Origin of the sequence: Methylobacterium sp. J-092, from assembly GCF_022829325.1 — a bacterium.
Lineage (GTDB): Bacteria > Pseudomonadota > Alphaproteobacteria > Rhizobiales > Beijerinckiaceae > Methylobacterium.
The window spans coordinates 42,393-57,598 of the sequence record NZ_JAKSXU010000177.1; the positions used below are offsets into that span (position 1 = coordinate 42,393).

The window sequence follows — 15,206 nt, forward strand, 5'->3', positions numbered from 1 at the left end:
GGGCGGGCCATACGTTTTTCGCGCCGCATGCTGCCTGTCGCCGTCGGGGCATGCCGTGCCGTTCATGCCGTCCTGCTGCTGCCATAGGCCGGCCCGCCACCCGCTGATGATCCCTCCCTGGCGCAGGCACGGGCACTCTCCGCTTCCGTCGAGGCGGCCGCCCCGGGGATCATGGGGCGCCTGATGAGCGGGGAGCCCTGTGGAGATTAACCCGGAATTTACCAAACAATTCGATGTAATTTCCGAGGACTTGTCTTTTTCCTGGCTGCGTGAAATCTACTGCAGGTGAGTAGCTGTTAATCTCAGCGCACCTTATGCCTCGCTCTGCCAGTCAAATGACTCGCGGAGTCATGGGGGCGTGTGTTTCTATCCTGACAGCGGGCGATCATCCCCGCGGGAGGACACACGACATGACCGACATCAAGCATCTCTCGTCCACTGAGCAGTTCGCCCATGACATGCTCATCAAGGCGATGCTCAATCACGAGGACATGAACGGGCTTACCCCCAAGCGCCAGGCCGTGAGGATGGCCAAGATCTTCGAGGCCAACGATCTGGTCTTCGGAGCCTTTCCGGATCTCCCGGACCTGACAAAGCCGCGCGGTGTCGACTTCGCCGAGATCAAGGGCGGCGTCGATGTGCTGCTCAGGATGCAGGCCGAGGGCAAGACCTCGTTCCACATGACCGCCTTCATCGTCGACGACCGGGCCGAGGCCGAGACCTTCGCGCAGATCTACGAGTGGCGTCAGCGCGAGATCGAAACCCGGGGACGGGCGAGCGATGAGATCAAGCGCTTCTGGGAGCGCATGACCCCCGAGGGGCGCATCCAGTCCGGCCGGGGCGCGACGGTCAAGGAGTGGGCCCAGCTCATGGACGACATGAAGGGGGCCGCCGAGCTTCTCGACCAGGTGAAGCGGAACATGCGCTTCGCCGCCGAGTAGGCCCACTCTCGACCTAGGATGACGGCCCCGGGGTGACCCGGGGCTGTCTTCGTTTCAGGGTTGCCAGATGACGGGATTCGTCGTGGCGCCGTCCGGGCAGTCCTCCGGCAAGGCCGGCCTGAAGGTGTTCCCGCCGCAGCTACGGCAGACGTACTTCTCGACGCTGGGGCCCTCCTCGGACCACCCCCGGCGATCCTCGGCCGACAGGGTCGCTAGGTACGCCCGCATGCGGGCGACCTCGCTTTCCGCCTCGGCCCGCGTCACCGCGTAGGACACCCACCCGCATGCCAGGCAGGTGACCTCGCCGGGGCCGATCTCCCGCTCACGCCTCGCCATCGTCATCCTCCTGCGGCTCGCCCAGCAGGCGCTCTTCGGGAATCGTGGGCGTGGCTGCGAGGCGCTCAAGGATCTGCCCCAGGCTGATCGGCGCGTACGACCAGCGGTCGACACCGACGTCGCAGGACTGGGAGGTGTCCGGAAGGCGTCCGTGAGTATGCCCAAATAGCTGGATGCTTCCGCGGAACGCACCGGCCCAGGCGCGCATCGGGTAGTGAAAAAGCACAACCCGGGTCCCCTCGATCTTGGGTGTCGCCAGGTCCTGCCGGGAGTACCATGGCAGGTCGAGGACCCGCTTCTTGTCGTGGTTGCCCCGGATGAGGTGCTTGCGACCGCGCAGGCGCCGAAAGATCGCCTGGCATCGCTCCGGGGTGGCGCCCATCGCGAAATCGCCGAGGTGGTAGACCTCGTCGCGGGGGCCGACGACCGTGTTCCATGCCGCGATCAGCGCCTCGTCGTGTTCCTCGATGGAGGCGAACGGGCGCCCGGCCATCGACAGGACCCCCTTGTGGCCGAAGTGGGTGTCAGCGGTGAAAAAGGTACGCATCAGGGCAGCCTCCTTGCGGGGGCTGCGCGCACGGCGTCACGCCCCGGGTGTGGGTTTCGTCGGTGAGGGGAGCGCGCGTATTCGTTTCACGATGGCCTCGTGGGCTGGCTGAATCCCGAAGATCGCAGCTCGCATGCCGCCGCGCAAGGGATATCCGATCAGATCGATATGCAATCCACAGACTATACGAAGTCGCCTTTGCATGTATTAACAGACTACTAATGTATAAAACTTTCATCATTGAACATAAGGACGGCCGATTTCTCGAATTTGTATATATCGTGCGCATAAGACGTCTGATTTCGTCCTATCGTGGTGGTAGACGTAGTCAGGTGCCGGGTCTCGATGCAGGGCGTTTAGCTCGCCCTGGCACTGAGGCCGCGCGGTCCATCTTGAGCGCTTCTTCGTCGTAGGCGTCCAAGATGGCCTTGATCCACATCTCCATGCCGGCGGCCTTCAATTCGAGGCGCTGGCCCCTGAAGTAGTGGCGGAGCGTGATGGCCTGCATGAGCTCGCGCTCCTCGTCCGGCGTACCGGCCGCGCGATGAGCCTTGTGCGCGAGGATGGCGCTTGCTGCGCCGCCCAGGCGCTCGCCTTCCAGGAAGGCGGTCATCGTCCGCCGCAGGTCGTGGGGTACCCACGGTCGGATGTCGTGCTGCTCGAACAGGTCGGCTTTCCGGGTTGTCGGCGCCGTCGCGTTCCGCCCGTTCCCCGCCACCCGTCCGGCCTTGGTCTTACCCCTCAACCTGTCGAAAAATTGCGTGATCCCGACGGGGGTCACATGCTTCCCCTCGACCCGGCTCGGGAACAGGAATGGGGAATCCTCGTCGACCTCGAACCGCGAGATCCTCTCCACCGCCTCTGGCGGCATCGGGATGGCGTGGGGGCGTCCGGCAGCGCGGCCGCCCTTCATCTCGTGACCCGTCCACGTCCAAACCATCCAGCCGGGCCGCTCCGTCCACGGCCGGACCGTGGCCCGCCTCGTCCCCGTCAAGGCGCCGGCTCGCTGGGCGGTGAGGACCAACGCCCATAGGGCGGCCAGCGTACCGGGTGTCGTCTCCAGGCTGTTGCCGCCCAACTGTAGATTCCTCTCCGCGATGAGGATCGTCCGGACGATCTCGTCGAGCCGGGGGGCATGCTCCCTTGGCTCCGACACGTAGCGCAGGTTCCACCGCTTCTCCCACCAGGGGAACTCCAAATCCTTGAGACCGGATCGGGGGCCTTCCTCGCCCCAGGCCCATGACAACATTTCTTTGCCCTGGGCGACGGCGCGCGCGGCCTGGGATGCCGACGTCGCCCGGATGGCGTCGCGGGCCTTCGTCAGGTCGTCGAGGCTGACCTCCGCGACGGGGTAGTGGCTCATGAACGAGAAGGCCGGGTGCCGGAGCAGACCCTCGTACTGAGCCGGCCAGCGACCGACCTTCAGCCTCGGCAGCTTGTGGGCGAGGAACTCGTCCACCAGGTCGCACCAGCGCCAGGGCCCATACCGGCGCCGGTCCTCGCCGGATTGCTCGGGCAGCGTCTCCGGGAATGCGGCCTCCGCCGACAGCGCCACGTCGCCGCCGGAATGCTCCAGCGCGACCGCGAAGAGCGCCAACTCGGCCTTCGGGCTGCGGCCAGCCTTGACGTCCGCCTTGGCCCGGGCGGCGGCCTCGCGGGCGGCGTCGACCGAAAGCGCTTCCATCGACCCCAGCCGCACGGTCGCCGTCTCCAGCTTGAGAAGCCAGTTCGCGCTGTTGGGCGTCACGCGCAGGATCAGGCCGGCCGTGCGGGTGTCGGCGAACTCGACGCCGCGCCCGACGACGCGACCGCCCTTGATCAGGGCCTTGGCGGTGCGGAGGTGCTCGGGCCCGAGGCGGACGCGCTCGCGGCTGTACGTGCCCCGGCTTACGTTCTGTGCCATCGTGCCCCCGGCGGTGGATACCAGCCTGGATACCAGCGAGCGAAACGCGGGCGTGGCAAGACGGCATTCTACCCGGGTCGGCTAAAAGCCGTGGACTATTAGAGGCTTGGTAAACAAGTCAGGGTCGCAATGGTAGCTGACGAAGCAGTTGTTTCAGCTTCCCAAGCTGAATATACGGGTTCGATTCCCGTCGCCCGCTCCAATCCGATCGTTCCGCCCCTTTCGAATCGGTGGTGTGTCCCCCTCTCCCTTCGAGGAGGCGCGACGCACGCAGGTTGGGTCGAAACGGTCCTTACCGATGCCGGTGCTTAGAGCGCTGGATCGGCCGCACGGGATCCGCCGTCACACCGGCCAGGCGGCTTCGCGGTAGGCGCTGTCCCAGAACATCCATTCGAGCCTAGTCGCGTGGGTGAAGGCCTTGTGCATCCGCTCGCGCAGGGTGGGCGACGCCCCGCGGGCGGCTTCGTCCGTCGCCGCGATCATCCGGGCGACGGCGTCCTGGAAGTCCGTTCCGGAATAGGTGTCGATCCAGGCGCGATAGGGATTGCCGGCGCTCTCGCGCGCCAGGATGTCCCGCCCGACCTCGGCGTAGATCCAGAAGCACGGCAGCAGCGCCCCGAGCAGCACCTCGAACGGCTCGGCGTAGGCCGTCGCCATGAGATACGCGACGTAGTGATCGCAGGCCGGCGTCAGCGGCGTCGCCGCGAAGGCCTCCGCGCCGATGCCGTAGTCGCGGAAAAAGCCGCCGTGGAGCGCGCGCTCGACGACGATCGCCTCTTCCGCCGCCTTGGCGAACAGGACGATGCCGTCGGGCTCCGGCGCCTTGGCGGCGGCGAGACTCAGGGCGCGGCCGAAGCCGATGAGGTAATGGGCGTCTTGGACGATGTAATGCGTGAAGCGCGACCGGTCGAGCGTGCCGGTCCCCAGCTCGGCGTTGAACGGCATCGTGCGGATGGTCTCGTAGAGCGCGGCGTTGCGCGCCCACGCGGCTTGCGAGAACGTGCCGGTTTTCGCATCGCCCATGGTTCGGCCTCTCGTCGTGTCGCGCGGCGCGGCCGCCGCCGGATCGGTCAACCCTGACGCTGGGCTTCGGTGACGGCGACGTGGATCAGCTCGGCCAGCGTCCGCACGCCGAGCTTCTGGCGCATCTGCGAGCAGGCGTTGGTCACGGTCTTGTAGCTCACTGACAGGTCGGTCGCGATCGCGCCGTAGGACTTGCCCTGCGCGAGGCGCGCGAGGATCTGCTGCTCGCGCGGCGTCAGCTGGGATTCGGGGGTGCGGCGGGCGTCGGTGCGCAGCATCGCGACCTCGGTGGCGAGGCGCCGGTCGAGGTAGACCTGCCCCGCCCGGACCTTCTCGAAGGCCTCGAACAGCTCGGCCGAGGCGTGGTCCTTGAGCACGTAGCCGAGCGCGCCGGCCTCGAGCGCGCGTGCCACGATCACCGGATCGTTGTGCATGCTGAACACGAGGATGCGGGTCTTGGGCTCGACCGCGCACATGCGGCGGATCAGGCCGAGGCCGGCCAGGCCGCTGCCCTGGAACGTCAGGTCGCAGATCACGATCGGCGGGCGCAGGCGGTGGAACGCCCGGTAGCCGTCGACCACGGTGGTCGCCTCGGCCACCGTCTCGATGCCGGCATCCTCCAGCACCCGGCGGCAGCCCTGGAGCACGATCGGATGATCGTCGATCACGAGGACCGGCATCCGGGTCTCGACGGCAACGGGCTTCATGGCAAAGGCGTTCATCGAGCCGGGAACTTCATCGGGGGATCGCTCGGGATGGCGAGGCCGCTCAGGCGGATCGCACCGGGTCGGCATCGTCGCCCCTTTGCGCATCCACGGGAATGATAATGCGGACAACGGCGCCCGGGGGGTGCTTGTCAAGAACAAACGTTCCGTCGAGCGCTTCGACGCGCTCGCGCATGCCCGAGAGCCCGAGGCCGGTGCCGTGATCGGGCGCGAACCCGGTGCCGTCGTCGGCGATCGACACGACCAGCGAGCCGTTCCCCTCGCGCGCCTCGGCGGTGACCGTCGCGGCGTGGCCGTGACGCACGGCGTTGGTCATGCTCTCCTGGATGCAACGGAACACGGTGAGGTCGGCGAGATCGCCGTAGCCGCGGGCGAGCCCTTGGAACCGCCCGGTGAATCGGGTCTCGGGGTGTCGGCGGGCGAAGTCGCGCAACAGCAGGTCGAGGCAGTCGGCGAGCGGAACCTGGCCGAGCGCGTGCGGACGCAGACGGTTGAGCAGGTCGCGGTTGCGGCTCTGCACCTGGCCGACGATCGCCGCGATCTCGGAGGCGCGCGCCAGGAGCTTGTCCCGGTCGGGCTCGGCCGTGCCGGTCGCGAGCCGCTTCACGGAAGCCGCGTTGGCTTCCAGGGCGAACAGGCAGGGGCCGAACTCGTCGTGCAGTTCCAGCGCCGTGCTGCGGCGCTCGTCGTCCTGCGCGGTCAGCAGCTGCCGCTTTAGGCGGCCGTTGGCGCCCCGGACGGCACTCAGCGCTTCCGCGACCTGGTTGAAGCGCGTGGCGATCACCGCGAACTCGTGGGTCGCCGGGTTTTCGAGCCGCGCGGTATAATCGTGTCGCTCGAGCTGGGTCAGGCCGTCGGCGAGGCGGCCCAGCGGCGCCAGCACGCGCCCGAGCGCAAGGTAGAGGGCTGCCAGCATCGCCGCGTTGATGCAGAACGTCGTCAGCGACAGGGCGCGCGCATAGACCCAGATCTCGTCGATCTCGTCCATCGGCTGCGTGGTGATCCGCGCGGTGCCGATCGTGCGGCCGGCGGTGACGATCGGCAGCTCGTGCTGCTCGATCTTCGGCATGATCAGGTCTGCGAACCAGGCCGGCGCCGTCTTCTCCTGACGCGGCTGGCCGATCGGCGCGCCCACCGTCGCGCCGGCGGCGTCGCGCACCGTGACGCGGACGTGGCGCATGATCTGGAAGCGCAGGTCGAGGGTCTGGAGCAGGCGTTCGGGCGGAGCCGCGTCGAGGAGGCGGATCGTGTCGGCGACGAGCGATTCCACGGTGGAGAGCGATGCCCGCGTCTCGACCTTCACCGCCGTGCGCGCGTTGATCACGATGACGCCGCAGGAGACCAGGGCCGCGACGACGTCGATGGCGAGGACGACGGCGATCAGCCGCGCGCGGGTCGACCAGCCGCTCCAGAACCCGGCCGCCGGGATCGCCTGCGGTGGAACAGGGGAGGCGGTGCCGGGCGCGTCGTCCGGCGGTGTCGGGAGGGAGATCGGTCTGGCGCTCACGCCGCGCAGGGTGGCGGCGACGCGCGGCGAAGTCCATGCCGCGCAGGCGCGCTCGGCATGCGGTCCACATCGCAGCCTTCGGTTGCAGACGGCGCTTGAGCCTCCGCGACGACCGGCGTAGCCATGCCCACCATGGCCCTCGACGCGACCGATCGCGACATCCTCTGCGCCGCGCTCGCCGATCCCGCGAGCGCGTGGAACCTCGGCGCGTTCGGGGCGGCCGCCGAGTTCCGCCGGCGGCCGGACGAACCGTTCCGGATCCTCGGGGAGGGCCGGATTGGCCTGCGGACCGCCAGGGGCGGCATCGCGCTGACGCTGACGGATGCGGTGCGACCGATCGCCTACGAGATGCCGGTGGGCGACGGATGGAGCCACGCGGTCGCGTTGTGCCTGCCGGCTGCGGAATTCGGCGCCGTCGCCTGCTCGAGGTTCACCGAGCTCGGCCCCGATCGCGAAGCGCTCGATCCGGCTCGGCGGGCGGCCGTGAGCTTCGATCTGGGTCTCGGCTCGGCGCAGGTCTCCGTCCGGGTCAGGACCGATCGGCCGGGACCGCTCGCGCGGCTCCGCGCGCATCTCGGCTGCGCACCGCCGGATTTCGATGGCGCGATCGGGCCGGAGGCGTTGGGCGGCGGGGCAGACTTGGTCGTCGTGGGACCGCTCGGGCGGATCGAGGTGTCGTCCGGCGCCGGCGATCCGTTCGGGCCGCGGGCCTACGTCGTGCCGAAGATCCTGCGCCGCCGCCGCACCCACGTGGCCACGGCGCCGATCCCGGCCGGCCTGGTGCCGGTGGCCCATCTCTACCCGCCCCATCCCTGTCGCGATTCCGCTTTGCGGCCGATCCCCTTCGAGCGTGCGCGGCACGACGCGTTCCAGGTTCTGCTCGCGCGCTGGGGCGATCGGGACGGCTTGACGCTGAAGGCGGCCGTCGCGGCCGGCGCATCGTCGCCCGTTCGGCCGGCGAGCCGATGGACCCGCGCGGTCGAGCGCGTGGCACGGGCGCAGGCCGTGCACCTCGCAGGTTGGCCCTGAGGCTCGACCGGGGCAGGACGCCCGCCGATACGAGTTCTTAAGCACACACCGTCTACGCAAGACCTCGGCGCGACGACGACTTCTCCACAGAAGATGCGACAGGTCGAAGCCCGGGGATCGGCGCCGCGAAGCGGGGCGACATCGTTGCGCCGTATTGCCGGTTCTTGATCCACACTCGAGTTCCGCGTGCGGAACATCTTCGGAGGCGATGCGGCCGTGATGGGGAGATCGGTCGCATCCGCCTCGCGTGCCCGATGCAACCTCCTGCCTTGATCGCCCCCCGATGAATGATCTCGCCCTCGACCCGTCCGAGACCCGGCAATCGCCGAAGACGGTGCCGCGTCCGGCCGCACGACGCCCCTGGGCCCGCATCGCGCTGTTCGGCGTGATCGGGGTGGCCGGGACCGGGGCCTTTGCCGCCGCGGCCAGCACCTACCTCTCAGGCCTCGCCGGACCGCAGCGCGCCAAGCCGATCGTGACAAGCCGGCAGGCCGCCGACTGGCCCGACCTGAAGGACGGGCTGCCGGCGCTGGCGACGGGCAGCCCCTCGTCGATCCCGAAGATCCGCGAGATCCTGCCGCCCGAGCCGGCTGAGCCCCCGGTCGTCGAAGCGCGGATCGATCCGATGCTGCGCGCGGGCTCCGTCGCCACCGACGCCGTACCGACACCGGCGACGCCCGCCATCACCCCGAACCCGCCCGTCGCCGCGAGCAAGCTCGCGACGCCGGCACCCGCGCCGAAACCGGTCCCGGCGCTCGTCGAGGTGCCGGTGATCGGCCCGGCCCGTCAGGCGACCCTGGTCGCGCCGGCTCGCACCGTGCCCGGCATCGCGCCGCTGGCGGCCGAGACCGTGCGCGCCAAGACCGAGACCGCGACCTACGCGGCCCTGCCGCCGGAGCCCCCGAAGGCGGTCGCGACCCGTCCGGCATCGGCGGTGGACGAAACGGCCAAGATCGAAGCGGCCAAGATCGAAGCGGCCAAACCTGAGCTGGCGAAGCGCGAGGCCGCGAAGCCCAAGCCTTCGAAGGCGAAGCCGCGGATCGAGGCGCACGCGAAGCCTCCCGCCGCCACGGCGGCACCAGCGGCGAGCAAGGCGGTCGCGGAAAAGCCGGCCGCCCGCAAGCCCGCGGCGGTCGAGGCCAAGGCGGTGCCCGCGGAAGCGCAGGACGAGGACACCGAGGTGTTCGGCATCAAGGTGCCGTCCCTGGCGCCGGCCGGGCGCAAGCTGCGCGAGAGCGTCGAGGCGCTCGGCGATGCGGTGAAGGGCATTCCCGACCGGTTCTGACCGGTCGGGTCGCTGCGAGGCAACGTCGGCCGCGCTCAGGCGCGCGGCTTGCGGGCGTAAGGCTTCGCCGCCTCTGGCTTGCCGATGTGGCGCTCGTGCTTGGCCGCGCGCGGACTCTTGAAGCCGGCCGGCCCCTTGCGCTCGGCGACCGGGGCATCGCCGACCAGGGCCTCGACCTGAATCTCCGGCGAGCCGTTGCGGGCGAAGGCCTGCGCGAAGCGCGAGGCGGCGTTGCCGCGCACCTCGAACTTGGTCTCGCGGTCGAAGATGCGGATCGCGCCGATCTCCTGGCGGTCGATCCCGCCGCGGCGGGTCAGCATCGGCAGCAGGCGCCGCGGGTCGGCGTTGTCGCGCCGGCCGAGGTTGAGCCGGAACCACACCGCCGGGCCCATCGCCGCGATGCGCTCGGGGTCCATCGGATCGTAGGGCGGCCGGCTCGCGGAGCCGCGGCCGGACTGGTCGCCCGGATCGGTGACCTCCTCCGGCGCCGGCAGGCGGGTGCGGTAGACGCGGGCGAGGGCGGCGGCGAGCTCGAGCGGGGTGCGGCCGGTGACCAGCGTCTCGGCGAGGGCGATATCCTCCTCGCCGGGCGCCTCGGTGAACAGCGGGTCTTCCAGCATGCGCTCGCCGTCGAGGCGCCGGATCTCGTCGGCCGACGGGGGACCGCCCCATTCGGGGCTGATCTTGGCGAGCTGGAACATCTGCTCGGCCCGGCGGCGGCGGGCGTTCGGCACCAGCAGGATGCTGGTGCCCTTCTTGCCGGCGCGTCCCGTGCGGCCGCTGCGGTGCTGCAGCACCTCGGCGTCGTGCGGCAGGTCGGCGTGGATGACGAGCGACAAACCCGGCAGGTCGATGCCGCGGGCGGCGACGTCGGTCGCGACGCAGACCTTCGCGCGGCCGTCGCGCAGCGCCTGGAGCGCGGCGTTGCGCTCGCCTTGGCCGAGTTCCCCCGACAGGGCCACGGTGGAGAAGCCGCGCTCGGTCAGGCTCGCCTGGAGGTGACGCACCGCGTTGCGGGTGTTGCAGAACACGATCGCCGTCGGCGCGTCGGCGGCGCGCAGCAGGTTGAGCACGACGTGCTCGATCTCGCGCGGCACCACGCGGATCGCCCGGTAGGCGATGTCGGCGTGACCGTGGGTCTCGCTCTTCACCGCCAGGCGCAGCGCGTCGCGCTGGTAGCGGGCGGCGAGGCTGTCGATCGCCTTCGGCAGCGTCGCCGAGAACAGGAAGGTGCTGCGCTCGTTCGGCGTCGCCGAGAGGATGAACTCGATGTCCTCGCGGAATCCGAGGTCGAGCATCTCGTCGGCCTCGTCGAGCACGACGGCCCTCATCTGGTCGGTAACGAGGGTGCGGCGCTCAAGGTGGTCGCGCAGGCGCCCGGGCGTGCCGACGACGATGTGCGTGCCCTCGTTGAGCGCGCGCGCCTCGCGGCGCGGGTCCATGCCGCCGACGCAGGCCGTGACGCGGCCGCCGGCCGGGCCGTAGAGCCACATCAGCTCGCGCTGAACCTGCAGCGCCAGCTCGCGCGTGGGCGCGATGACCAGCGCCAGCGGGGCACCGGCCGGCGCCAGCATCTCGGCACCGTCGAGCAGCAGGCCGGCCATGGCGAGGCCGTAGGCGACGGTCTTGCCCGAACCGGTCTGGGCCGAGACCAGGAGGTCTCTGCCGTCGGCGGCCGCTTCGAGGACGGCGCTCTGCACCGGTGTGGGTTCGGCGTAGTCATGGTCGGCGAGCGCCCGCGCGAACGGGGCGGGAAGGGTCGGAAACGGCACGGTGCGGGGCTTTCACGACCGTCCGTCCCGTCGGAACCGGCGCAGGGCGCGGTTCTCTATCAGGCTCACCGGTCTCGACTCGGGTTGCGAAGCCCTATCCTCTAGCGCCTTCGCGGCGGTTCCGCCACGTCCCGGCCCGCATGGGGCGGTTGCGTGTGCGCAAGCCTTCCCGATCGCCTAAAGGTCTTTCGGGTGCGTGGGGCATCCGGGCGGGTCGGACGATAAATGGGCATGGCGCGGTTGGCGGTGGCGTGGGCGACGGTCGGCGCCTTCGCATGGTTCGGCAAGGACTGGCTCGGCGACCTCGACCGCCCACTCTGGGCCCTGGCCCTGTTCGCCTGGCTGCTCGTCGCGATCTTCTGGTGCGCCTTCGGCGTGGTGCACGAGGCGGAAGAGCTCGCCGACCTGCTCGGCGAGCCGCTCGGCACCCTGGTGCTCACGCTCTCCATCGTCGTGATCGAGGTGGCCCTGGTCTCCGCGGTGATGCTCGGTGCCAAGGATGCGCCGACGCTCGGGCGCGACACGATGTTCGCGGTGCTGATGATCGTGCTGAACGGCGTCGTCGGGCTCGGCCTGCTGGTCGGCGGGCTCAGGCATCACCAGCAAAGCTACAACCTGCAAGGGGCGTCGGCCTTCCTGTCGGTGATCATCCCGCTCTCGACCCTCGCGCTGATCATCCCGAACTTCACCACCTCCACGCGCGATGGGACCCTGACCACGCTCCAGGCGGTGACCTTCTCGGGCTTCACCCTTGCGCTCTACGCGGTGTTCCTGCTGATCCAGACCGGGCGGCACAGCGATTTCTTCCAGGAGGAGGGCCACGCGGCGCGGGGCCGAGCCACGGAGCGGAACGCGAGGGGCCCGAGGGCGAAAAGGCATCCGCCGGCAGCATCGTCCGGCACACGATCCTGCTGATCGCCAACATCCTGCCGATCGTGCTCCTGTCGAAGAGCCTCGCGACCATCCTCGACCACGGCATCGCCGCCCTCGGCGCCCCGTCCGCCCTCTCGGGCGTGCTGATCGCGGCGATCGTGTTCACGCCCGAGGCGATCTCTGCATTGAAGGCGATCGCCCGCAACGAGTTGCAGCGCGCGATCAATCTCTGCCTCGGCGCCGCGACCTCGACCATCGGCCTGACCGTGCCGGCCGTGCTCGCGGTCGGCCTGATCACCGGGCAGACCGTGGTCCTCGGTCTCAAGCCGACCGAGATGACCCTGCTCGCCGTGACCCTGATCCTGAGCACGCTGACCTTCTCGGGCCTGCGCACCACGGTGCTCGAGGGCGCGGTGCACCTGATCGTGTTCTTCGTTTATCTGGTCCTGATCTTCAGCCCCTGAACCTCCCGCCCCGACCATGTCGTCGCGCGGGGCGATGGGATCGTGCCGACGGATCGCAGCCGGGGCGTCCGGCGTCCCGGCTTCGTCGATCGACCGATGAAGGCAGGATTGCCGTTCCTCCAAGCCGCTTTCCCGGGGCGGCAACGGACGGTATCCGTTGGCCGACGGCCTCAGTATGACCCGAATCGGATGTCGGATTGCACGTCGGGGCGAGTGGTTTTCAACGGCGGAGCGGAGCGATGGCGCGTGCGGGCGTAGCGGACACGGTGAAGACCTGGGCGAACGCGGCCCGAGGCCTCGCGCTCGGACGGAACGAGAAACCCGCGATCCTTCCCGTCTCGCGGCCGGGAGCGCCCAACGTCGTCGATGCCGACATCCCGGTCGACATCGGCTGCATCAAGGTGTTCCGTTCGGAGAACTTTCCCGAATCCGGGCCGACCCCGTGGCTTGACCAGCCCGATGCCGCCGAGACGATCGAGCGGCGGCTGGCGCGCGGGGAGCTGACCCCGAAGCAGGCCGAGATGTGCCGTTTCTGGGTCGAGAACGGGTATTACGTCGCCCGCGGCGCGGTCGATCCCGACACGATCGACGCGGCCTGGGCCGCCTACGAGGCCGCGATCGCGCGAGGCGACATCACGCTCGCGCCGGAGAAGGCGACCGACGACGACCCCCATCCCGGCCGCTACCTCAACCCGCACTTGACGGTCGAGGAACTTGATCACCTGCTCGAGCATCCGGTGCTGTTCAACTTCAGCAGCATGGTGCTCGGACGGCGGGCGATCCCGTTCCAGACCATCGCCTCGCACAAGGGCAGCCAGCAATCCGAGCACTCGGATTCGATCCATATGACGACCTACCCGCTCGGCTACCTCGCCGCCTGCTGGGTCGCGATGGAGGACATCCACGCGGATTCGGGTCCGCTGGTCTATTATCCCGGCAGCCACCGGCTGCCTTACGTGTTCAGCCACGATGTCGGCATCTCGACGGAGGATTTCCGCGAGAAGGGCTACGCGGCCTACGCCGAGCGCTACGAGCCGGCGATCAAGCACACGATCGCCGAGCACGGCATCGCGCCGCAGCGCTTCCTCGCGAAGAAGGGCGACGTGCTGTTCTGGCACGCCAACCTCCTGCACGGCGGCTCGCCGCGCAACGACGTGAGCCGGTCGCGCAAGGCGCTGGTACACCACTACTTCGCCGAGGGCTGCGTCTGCTACCACGACCTCTCGGCGACGACCTCGGCGGTGCACGGCCCGGTGGAGAGCCTGCCGACCTGCGGCGCATCGAGCCCCGACATCAAGCGGCGCAGCCAGATCGTCCGCTCCTGAATCCCGGAGCATCGCGAGGTCGCATCCGTCTCGCGCGCACCGGCCGCCACTGCGCAAAAGACCCTAGCCGCCGAACCGCTCCGTGCGGATCAGGCCCGGCGCAACGGCCGCCTCGACAAGCAGCGTCGCGGCCGTGCGGACGAACGGCGTGGCGCCGCAGACGAAGACCCGGGCCGGCTGGCCGAGCCTGTCGAGGGCTTCGGCGACCATCGCCGCGTCGATCCGGCGTCCGCCTTCACGCGTCGCGGTGAATGTCAGCGACAGGCCCGGCTCGGCGCCGGCACGCGCCTCGATCTCGGCGAGCGCGACGGCGTCGCTCCGCGTCCGGGCCGAATAGAGCAGCAGCGCCGGGATCTCGGGCGCGGCGACCGCGCGGTGGCGCAGCATGGCGAGCAGCGGCACCACGCCGGAGCCGCCGCCGACGAGCAGCAGCGGCCCGCCATCGGCCGGCCCCCAGGAAAACGAGCCGCCGATCGGCCCGCGCAGCTCGATCGCGTCGCCGAGCTCGGCGATCTCGTGGAAGAAGCTCGAGACCTCGCCGCCCTCCAGCCCCTCGATCATCAGCTCGATCGTCCCCGAGCCGTCCGGCGCCGAGGCGATCGAGTAGCTGCGCTGCGCCCGGTAGCCATCCTCGGCGGTGAGGCGCACGTCGACGTGCTGGCCCGGCCGGTAGGCGTCGGCGATCTTGGTGCGCAGGCGAAAGCTCTTCACTCGCGCGGTGACCGGCGCGATCGCCGTGATCACGCCCTCGCGCCAGCGGAGATCGGCGGCCTCAGTCACCGGTGTAGCGCTGCTCGCGCCACGGGTCGCCGTACATGTGGTAGCCGCGCATCTCCCAGAAACCGGCCTCGTCCTTCTTGGTGAAGCGCAGGCCCTTCACCCACTTCGCGCTCTTCCACAGGTAGAGGTGCGGCACGAGCAGGCGGGCCGGGCCGCCATGGTCCGGCTCGATCGGCGCCCCCTCGTAATGCGTCGCGATCATCGCGCGCCCGCCGACGAGGTCGGCGACGGGGACGTTGGTCGAATAGTCGTCGTAGCCCTCGGCGAGCAGGAAATCGGTCGGGGCCGCGATGCCGGCATCGGCGAGGAGGTCGTCGAAACTCACGCCCTCCCAGCCGGTGTCGAACTTCGACCACTTGGTGACGCAGTGGATGTCGCCCTGCCACGTGGTCCGCGGCAGCCCCTGGAACGCGTCCCAGTCCCAGGATTTCAGCGGCTTCGCGCCGTCCCGCAGCGTGAAGCGCCAGGTGGCGAGATCGATCACCGGGTTCGGCCCGATCTGGAGGATCGGGAAATCCTCGACGCGATGCTGCCCGGGAGGCAGCCGCTTCTGCGTCTCTTCCGGACTGCGCCGGCCGACGAAGCCTCGTGTCGCCATTCGTATCGCTCCGATGCTGCTTGCGCCGGTTGCAGCCGGAATGGCCGGCGCCGTCAAGCACCGGCTTCAGCGAACGCAACGGCGGCGCTACGCTCGCC

General features: G+C 69.7%; 15 protein-coding genes. 6 read left to right on the forward strand and 9 right to left on the reverse strand.

Annotated features, from left to right (window positions below; translation table 11 throughout):
- Positions 1 to 410 precede the first annotated feature (410 nt).
- Positions 411 to 941 (forward strand): hypothetical protein, encoded by a 531-nt coding sequence (locus MKK60_RS20910; protein ID WP_243988433.1) that lies wholly within the window; start codon positions 411 to 413, stop codon positions 939 to 941.
- Between the two features lie 54 nt (positions 942 to 995).
- On the opposite strand, the gene MKK60_RS20915 is transcribed toward MKK60_RS20910, so the two are convergent.
- The 6 genes from MKK60_RS20915 to MKK60_RS20940 form a co-directional block, all read right to left on the reverse strand.
- Complete coding sequence (locus MKK60_RS20915) at positions 996 to 1,277, reverse strand: hypothetical protein (RefSeq protein WP_243988434.1); 282 nt, start codon at positions 1,275 to 1,277, stop codon at positions 996 to 998.
- Positions 1,264 to 1,824 carry a metallophosphoesterase gene (locus tag MKK60_RS20920; protein ID WP_243988435.1) on the reverse strand — a complete coding sequence of 187 codons (561 nt, stop codon included), beginning with the start codon at positions 1,822 to 1,824 and terminating at the stop codon, positions 1,264 to 1,266. The genes MKK60_RS20915 and MKK60_RS20920 overlap by 14 nt, the downstream gene beginning before the upstream one ends.
- 328 nt (positions 1,825 to 2,152) lie before the next feature.
- Positions 2,153 to 3,727, reverse strand: a complete 1,575-nt coding sequence (locus MKK60_RS20925) for an integrase arm-type DNA-binding domain-containing protein (RefSeq protein WP_279604191.1) — start codon at positions 3,725 to 3,727, stop codon at positions 2,153 to 2,155.
- 342 nt (positions 3,728 to 4,069) lie between these two features.
- Positions 4,070 to 4,750 carry a TenA family protein gene (locus MKK60_RS20930; RefSeq protein ID WP_243988437.1) on the reverse strand — a complete coding sequence of 227 codons (681 nt, stop codon included), beginning with the start codon at positions 4,748 to 4,750 and terminating at the stop codon, positions 4,070 to 4,072.
- Between the two features lie 47 nt (positions 4,751 to 4,797).
- Entirely contained in the window at positions 4,798 to 5,457 is a 660-nt protein-coding gene (locus MKK60_RS20935; protein ID WP_409567434.1) for a response regulator, read from the reverse strand.
- 61 nt (positions 5,458 to 5,518) lie between these two features.
- Positions 5,519 to 6,982, reverse strand: coding sequence for an ATP-binding protein (locus MKK60_RS20940; protein ID WP_409567435.1), 1,464 nt, complete (start codon positions 6,980 to 6,982; stop codon positions 5,519 to 5,521).
- Positions 6,983 to 7,105: 123 nt separating this feature from the next.
- Here MKK60_RS20940 and MKK60_RS20945 point away from each other — a divergent pair, with 123 nt between their 5' ends.
- Together MKK60_RS20945 and MKK60_RS28515 are read left to right on the forward strand one after the other, a co-directional pair.
- On the forward strand, positions 7,106 to 8,011 hold the full coding sequence (locus MKK60_RS20945; RefSeq protein ID WP_243988438.1) for a DUF6925 family protein: 906 nt from the start codon (positions 7,106 to 7,108) through the stop codon (positions 8,009 to 8,011).
- A gap of 283 nt (positions 8,012 to 8,294) precedes the next feature.
- Entirely contained in the window at positions 8,295 to 9,296 is a 1,002-nt protein-coding gene (locus tag MKK60_RS28515) for a hypothetical protein (protein ID WP_279604192.1), read from the forward strand.
- Between the two features lie 35 nt (positions 9,297 to 9,331).
- On the opposite strand, the gene MKK60_RS20955 is transcribed toward MKK60_RS28515, so the two are convergent.
- Positions 9,332 to 11,068: a DEAD/DEAH box helicase gene (locus MKK60_RS20955; protein WP_243988439.1), complete on the reverse strand. Its 1,737-nt coding sequence runs from the start codon at positions 11,066 to 11,068 to the stop codon at positions 9,332 to 9,334.
- Positions 11,069 to 11,299: 231 nt separating this feature from the next.
- Here MKK60_RS20955 and MKK60_RS20960 point away from each other — a divergent pair, with 231 nt between their 5' ends.
- The 3 genes from MKK60_RS20960 to MKK60_RS20970 all read left to right on the forward strand — a co-directional run bounded on the left by MKK60_RS20960 (position 11,300) and on the right by MKK60_RS20970 (position 13,730).
- Positions 11,300 to 11,983: a calcium:proton antiporter gene (locus tag MKK60_RS20960; RefSeq protein ID WP_243988440.1), complete on the forward strand. Its 684-nt coding sequence runs from the start codon at positions 11,300 to 11,302 to the stop codon at positions 11,981 to 11,983.
- Positions 11,984 to 12,003: 20 nt separating this feature from the next.
- Positions 12,004 to 12,405: a hypothetical protein gene (locus tag MKK60_RS20965; RefSeq protein WP_243988441.1), complete on the forward strand. Its 402-nt coding sequence runs from the start codon at positions 12,004 to 12,006 to the stop codon at positions 12,403 to 12,405.
- Between the two features lie 239 nt (positions 12,406 to 12,644).
- On the forward strand, positions 12,645 to 13,730 hold the full coding sequence (locus MKK60_RS20970; RefSeq protein WP_243988442.1) for a phytanoyl-CoA dioxygenase family protein: 1,086 nt from the start codon (positions 12,645 to 12,647) through the stop codon (positions 13,728 to 13,730).
- Between the two features lie 63 nt (positions 13,731 to 13,793).
- Here the strand turns inward: MKK60_RS20970 and MKK60_RS20975 are convergent, their stop codons facing one another.
- Positions 13,794 to 14,510 (reverse strand): FAD-binding oxidoreductase, encoded by a 717-nt coding sequence (locus MKK60_RS20975; protein ID WP_243988443.1) that lies wholly within the window; start codon positions 14,508 to 14,510, stop codon positions 13,794 to 13,796.
- On the reverse strand, positions 14,503 to 15,108 hold the full coding sequence (locus MKK60_RS20980; RefSeq protein ID WP_243934622.1) for a sulfite oxidase-like oxidoreductase: 606 nt from the start codon (positions 15,106 to 15,108) through the stop codon (positions 14,503 to 14,505). Before MKK60_RS20980 ends, MKK60_RS20975 begins: the two co-directional genes overlap by 8 nt.
- Between the last annotated feature and the right edge of the window lie 98 nt (positions 15,109 to 15,206).